The organism is Luteibacter sp. ME-Dv--P-043b (assembly GCF_030209605.1).
GTDB lineage: Bacteria > Pseudomonadota > Gammaproteobacteria > Xanthomonadales > Rhodanobacteraceae > Luteibacter.
The window spans coordinates 1-5284 of the sequence record NZ_JARVRT010000030.1 but is presented as its reverse complement, the minus strand read 5'-3'; the positions used below and the strand labels follow the sequence as shown (position 1 = coordinate 5284).

Here is a 5284-nt window from a genome sequence, read left to right as displayed (position 1 = left end):
GAAAGTGCCCATGCGATAAGGTGGTTCACTCAGCGACGAAGTCGGCTGAAGGTGCGGGTGAGGTGAGCGGCAGCGGCATCCATGATCCGCACGGCGATGTCGTCCACATGGCGTTCGGTCCACGGTTCGAGTGCGGTGCCCTTCACCCACTGGTTGAACGAGCCCAGCGCCGGTCCCGTCTGGATCTGGTAGTTCACCCGGTCGTCGCCGTTGCCCTCCATGGCGATGCGCGTGCAGTAGGCGAAGTACCAGCGGAACACCAGCGCCATCTTGTGCTTGCCGTTGGCCTCCGCTTTGGCGATCTCGTGATCCCGGCCCACGGAGCGGAAGTACGCCGAGGTCTCCTGCCAGATCGCATCGAAGCTCTTGTGGAAGAACGTGGTTTCCAGCTGCTGCCGGGTGCGCTCGGGGATGTCCTCCAGGCTGTCGTGATGGCGGTAGAGCGACAGCAGCTTGTTGGCCCGCGCCGGGAAGAACACCGACTTCTTCAGCACCTGCACCTGCGCGCCGATCTCGAACATGTCGCCGGCGGGCGCGTATTCCGTGTCCTGGATGTCCATCGCCTGCAACAGCGCCTTGCCATCGGCGCTCATGCCCGACTCCACGGTGCACTGGTTGATCGAACCGGTGGCGATGAAGTCGGCGCCGAGCAGGAACGCCGCAGCCGCGGCCTCGGGACCACCGATACCACCGGCCAGGCCCATGCAGATCGGCTCGGCGTAGCCGTGTGCCGCCTGCATCTCGTCGCGCAGGCGCAACAGCGGCGGCAGCATCACGGCCGCGATGCCGCCGTCGGTGTGGCCACCGGAATCGGCCTCGACGCAGATGTCGTAGCTGACCGGCAACGCTTGCGCCCACTGCGCCTGCTCCGGCGTCACCTGACCCTTGTCCAGCAGGCGCTGCACCAGCGCCGGCGGCGGCGGGCTCATGAACGCCCGCGCCACTTCGGGACGTGACACCTTGGCCACGATGCGGTGATCGCTCACCACCGTGCCGTTCGCATCGCGGCGCAAGCCCTGCAGCCGGAACCGGACCAGCGCCGGGGTCATCTGCATGAAGGCCGCCGCCTCCACGTTCCGGATGCCATAGCGCAGGCAGAGGTCGACCACCGCTTCCTCGTGGGCCGGATTCTCGTAGTTCGCCAGCAGGTTCATGCCGTACGGCTGCCCGGCGTCCAGTCCCGCCTGGATGCGCACGATATTTGCCTCGATGGTCTGCGGCGACAGGCCACCCGCACCGAAGAAACTGAGGAAACCGGCGCGGCCCATGCGCACCACCAGCTCCGCGGAGGCGACACCGCGGTACATGGCACCGGTCATATAGGCGTAGCGCACGCCGAAGCGGCGCTGGAACACCTCGCTGCCCAGCGCCGTGGCGCGGATGCGAAACGGCCCATCGGGGCCGTCGTCACCGACACCGCCGGTATCCGCGCCATCGGCCGCCGAAGGCATCGCGGGCATCGCAGGCATCGCGGGCGCAGGCTGCACCACGGTGTCCCGCCGTTCGTCGTGGATCGGCGTTTCCTTGGTGCGGATCTCCTGCACCATCTTCGACAGGATGTTCGCGCCCATCTCCTGGAATTCGATGTCGCCCTTGCCCATCACGTAGCGGATGGAATCCACCCATTGCACGGGGCTGGCGATCTGGCTGGCCAGCGTCCGGGCGATGGCGGAACCGTCGTACGGCCTGGCTGTGGCGTTGGCGATCACGGTGGCGGTGGGCGCGGCAAAGGTGAACTGGCTCAGGTAATCGGCGAACTCGGCCTCGACCGGCTGCATGTGCCGTGAGTGGAACGGCGCACTGACGTTGAGTGGCACGCAGCGCAGTTTCAGCGTCGCGAACAGCTCGGCGGCCGCGGCCAGTGCCTCGTGATCGCCCGCGATCACGGTCTGCGTCGGCGTGTTGAGGTTGGCGATATCGACGCCGTCCAGCCGGTGCTCGTCGAGCATGACGCGGATCTGGCCGGCCGAGGTCCCCAGCACGGCGGCCATGCCACCGCCGCCGGCACGCCCCATCAGCTCGCCCCGCTTCTTCACCAGCCTCAGTCCGACCTCGAACGAGAACACCCCGGCCGCATGCAGCGCGTTGTATTCACCCAGGCTGTGCCCGGCAAAGAACGCCGGGGCCCGACCTGCCGCGCCATCGGCCTGCAACGCCTGCTCGCGGTAGTAATGCAGCGCATTCACCACGTACAGCGCCGGCTGCGTGTACTGCGTCTTCGCCAGCAGGCCGTCGCGGTCGTTGAGGCACAGGTCCTCGACGGAGTAGCCGAGGATCTCGGACGCACGGCGCACCTCGTCCGGATACAACGGGAACAGGTCCTTGCCCATGCCCCTGAACTGCGATCCCTGCCCGGGAAAAATGACCGCTTTCATCGTGTCTGGCTCCGGCATGCGTACGGTTAGGGTGTCGGGCGCCAGGGCATCCAGGCGCGCGAGGTCGCCGCCGAAGGGCGACATCACCGCGTGCACGCGGGACGCCGTACCGGCGGGCAACAGGTATTTGAGGAAGGTCGCCATCGTCCCTGCGGGGCCGACGTCGATGTAGCGGTAGTCGTCCCGCGGCGGCAGCGTCGCGAGGGTCTCGGCCAGGCGAATGGGTTCGCGCACCACCGCCCAGAAATGATCCGCCGACGGCGCATCTAGATGGCCACCCTGGGCGCAGCACATCAGCGGAACGTGCCCTTGCCGGTACGGCAGCGTGCGCAGGAAGGCCATGTACGGTTCGCGCGCCGCGTCGATCCAGCGCGAATGAAAGGCGAACCCCACCGGCAGCCGCTGGAACGCCAGGCCGCGGCGACGCAATGCCGTCTCGACCGCGTCGCTGTTCCGCGCGGGAAGTGAAAGCACGGAATGCGTGGCGAAGTTGCGCGCGCCAAGCTCGCACAGGGCGAGCACATCCGGCTCCAGGAATCGCGCCGGCTCACCCACCACCGCGATCATGCAGCCCGGCTCCGCGTGCGCTTCCACGATAAGGGCCTGCTCCACCACGGCCAGCAAGGCGTCGTCCGGGTCCAGCCATCCGGCCACTGCCGCCGCCGTGAACGAACCCAGGCTTGCGCCCAGCACGGCATCGACCCGCAGCCCGCGTTCGATCAGGCTGGTGGCCAGCGCATACTCCACCATGAAAATGGCGGCATGGCTGTACAGCAGGCGCTGTAGCGGCACATCCGCATCAACACCCTGCGCGAACAGCACCGCCAGCACCGACGCACCGGTCCGTTCGCGGAACAGCCGGTCGGCATGACGCATCGTCGAACGAAAGCAGCGATCGGCCTCGTACAGCTCCCGCCCCATCTCGACGTGCTGGGAGCCCTGGCCGGAAAAAAGAAATACGGTATTCAAGAGCGACGCATCCATCCTTGCACCTGCGCCCACGGACGATTCGTATCGACCCGGAACGCAGCGCAGACCGTGCTGCCAACTCCCCTCCCCCCCCGGGGCACGCGGACGACCCGTGCGGGTCGTCCGAAACACACTATCGATCGGTTCTAGCCGCTAATGCCTCGACTCGACAGCCAGCGACCGCGGACGCATGTCGGTCCACGCTTCACCGATATAGGTAAGGCACGAGGCCTTCGTTCCCTGTACGCCGACTTTCGTCCAGCCCAGCGGCAGCGACTTCGGCACCGGCCAGATCGAGTGCTGGCCCTCCTGGTTGACCACCACGTCGTACAAGGTTTCTGACGCGTTCGAACTCGTGGACATGCTTGCTCCTGTGCAAACGATGACGTCGTCGCTCTCGATAGTGCGATCGTCGTGTCACAGCGTGGAACGATGGTTTGTGTGGCCCCTGATCCCCTCGACCAGCACACGCAGCATGCTTGCAGGGTGCCGGTCTGTGTCCCAGATCATTCTTCGAAGAAGACCGTCGGCTTTGCAACCAGCAAGTTCTTGCGATCGGTAAATGCTGGCAGGTACGCCATGAAGATGGCTTCGCGCCGCGCAATCTGCCGGATAACGGCATGCGTCCACCATCACCTCCTGCCGTATTTGCACATAGGCAACCGTAGGAGCCCACGATGTGGGCGAAAAACCAACAGCGCGTTGACGCCGAATGCTTCGGAGCAAGAGCCGGCGGGTGCCACCCTCGGGGCCACGCCTGCGGCGACCCGTGAAGTAAGGGCCGCGGGCGCGGCCGTGTACCTGATTCGCGCACATCGTGCGCTCCTACCCGCGCCACATCCGGGTCGGGCTTCGAACGGGGATTTCCGACTCGACATCCTGTCTCGCGGAAATGGCCGGCCGTCCTGGCCGGCCCCGCTTCGCGGCCTTGTCCGTTCGAATCCCTCGCCTGCGGCTACCGGCCCCGAGGATGGCACCCGCCGGCTCTTTAGAAGACTGAGGTTGCGTGTGGGAAGAGCGAAATGCATGGTTTTGCTTTGTTGCAGGGAACGCTCGCTTACATGGTGTGCATCGCATCGATCGCCATGGCGTATGCGTACGGCCAAGTCACATTGATCGCTTCCGCGCGATGTCGGTTCAGCACGACAGCGGGTTCGGCTGGAGTCATGTCATCCATCTCAATTCGGCGACGAGCGAGCGGAGCGCGCCTTGCAGACCGACTACCTTGCCACCACCAGAAGAATCGCGCTGAGACAGCCGATTGCGAGCAAGCTACAAACCGACGCGAGCAATATAACCATGCACCTGGCTGCTGATCCGGCCTTGGTGGCGGTAATGCTAGAGAAAAGGACAACAGCAGCGCAGGATTGCGTGACGAGGGCGGTTACGGTCGCGTAAACAAGACAACCCAGATTCCATGTACCGCAAGTCAGTACCCCGCCGAACCCGTACAAAAATGCGGCGCTCAACGCTATGCCTGCAAAGGCTATGAAGATACCGATTGCGCGCATTAAGTACGCCGCCTGACGTGTTTTGACACTAGCTTTCATGCTGCCAGCATTGGCCGCAGGTAGATATAGCTGGCTTTGCGACGGCCGAGCTGACACCACACCAGAAATAAGTATCCCCACCGTCGAGGGGTCGCGCACGTGCGTGCGCTCCTACCCAGCCGGCAGATCACGCATTGGATATACAACAACCTGCCTACCCTTGCGGCAGGAGCCCACGATGTGGGCGAAAAGCCAACGAAGCAGCGACGCCGTACCCGAACGCTGCACGTTCACCCGCACGCACTGCTCGCCCAACACGTCACCTCAGTTTAAGGAAGAGCCGGCGGGTAGCCCCCTCGGGGCCGGTAGCCGCAGGCGAGGGATTCGCACAGATCAGGCCCGAAGGGGGCCGGCCAGGACGGCCGGCCGTTTCCGCTGAGCCATGGATGG

The 5284-nt window shown here is 65.2% G+C and carries 3 protein-coding genes; 1 reads left to right on the top strand and 2 read right to left on the bottom strand.

Translation table 11 applies throughout. The features are described from left to right. Nucleotides 1–29: 29 nt before the first annotated feature. Complete coding sequence (gene fabD / locus QRN34_RS15115; protein WP_285405686.1) at nt 30–3344, bottom strand: ACP S-malonyltransferase; 3315 nt, start codon at nt 3342–3344, stop codon at nt 30–32. A gap of 153 nt (nt 3345–3497) precedes the next feature. Further along, nucleotides 3498–3707, bottom strand: coding sequence for an MbtH family NRPS accessory protein (locus tag QRN34_RS15110; protein WP_285405684.1), 210 nt, complete (start codon nt 3705–3707; stop codon nt 3498–3500). Between the two features lie 846 nt (nt 3708–4553). Between QRN34_RS15110 and QRN34_RS15105 the strand changes: the two genes are divergently transcribed. After that, a complete protein-coding gene (locus QRN34_RS15105) occupies nt 4554–4742 on the top strand; it encodes a hypothetical protein (RefSeq protein WP_285405682.1) in 189 nt (62 codons plus the stop codon). Nucleotides 4743–5284 lie beyond the last annotated feature (542 nt).

Coding starts and splice junctions, on each gene's coding strand:
- QRN34_RS15110 (WP_285405684.1), bottom strand. CDS start 3,707: ATGTCCACGAGTTCGAACGCGTCAGAAACCTTGTACGACGTGGTGGTC.